Annotated in this window: 1 protein-coding gene; it reads right to left on the reverse strand. The window is 47.3% G+C overall.

The window, feature by feature from the left end:
• Positions 1-6 precede the first annotated feature (6 nt).
• The coding region (gene tuf, locus R8N46_RS25000; protein WP_017822038.1) for an elongation factor Tu at positions 7-1,190 on the reverse strand (1,184 nt) is incomplete at its 5' end.

Here is a 1,190-nt window from a genome sequence, read left to right on the forward strand (position 1 = left end):
TATGAATTAGTCGAAGATCTTAGCAACAACACCAGCACCTACTGTACGGCCACCTTCACGGATCGCGAAACGTAGACCTTCGTCCATTGCGATTGGTGCGATTAGCTCTACAGTCATCTGTACGTTGTCGCCTGGCATTACCATTTCTACGCCGTCTGGTAGCTGGATGTCACCAGTTACGTCAGTTGTACGGAAGTAGAACTGTGGACGGTAGCCTTTGAAGAATGGAGTGTGACGACCACCTTCATCTTTAGACAGTACGTATACTTCTGATTCGAACTTAGTGTGTGGAGTGATTGAACCAGGCTTAGCTAGTACTTGACCACGTTCAACTTCGTCACGCTTAGTACCACGTAGAAGTGCACCAACGTTCTCACCTGCACGGCCTTCGTCTAGAAGCTTACGGAACATCTCAACACCAGTACATGTAGTTGTAGTAGTGTCTTTGATACCTACGATAGCAACTTCGTCACCTACAGTTAGGATACCACGCTCGATACGGCCAGTTACTACTGTACCACGACCTTGGATTGAGAATACGTCTTCGATAGGCATTAGGAATGGCTGATCTACCGCACGCTCTGGCTCAGGGATGTAAGTATCTAGAGCTTCTGCTAGTTCAACGATTTTCGCTTCCCACTGCTCTTCGCCGTTTAGTGCGCCTAGTGCAGAACCTTGGATAACTGGTAGGTCATCACCTGGGAAATCGTATTCAGATAGAAGTTCACGAACTTCCATTTCTACTAGTTCTAGTAGCTCTTCATCGTCAACCATGTCACATTTGTTCATGAATACGATGATGTATGGGATACCAACCTGACGGCCTAGTAGGATGTGCTCACGAGTTTGTGGCATTGGGCCATCTGTCGCAGCAACAACTAGGATACCACCGTCCATCTGTGCAGCACCAGTGATCATGTTTTTAACATAGTCAGCGTGTCCTGGACAGTCAACGTGTGCGTAGTGGCGTGATGGAGTGTCGTACTCAACGTGAGAAGTTGCGATTGTGATACCGCGCTCACGCTCTTCTGGAGCGTTATCGATAGATGCGAAGTCTTTAGCTACACCGCCGTAAACTTTAGCAAGAGTAGTACAGATAGCTGCAGTTAGAGTTGTTTTACCGTGGTCAACGTGGCCGATAGTACCAACGTTAACGTGCGGTTTCGTACGTTCAAATTTTTCTTTAGACA

The sequence above is a fragment of the Vibrio sp. 1874 genome, from assembly GCF_033344395.1.
Classification (GTDB): Bacteria; Pseudomonadota; Gammaproteobacteria; order Enterobacterales; family Vibrionaceae; genus Vibrio; species Vibrio alginolyticus.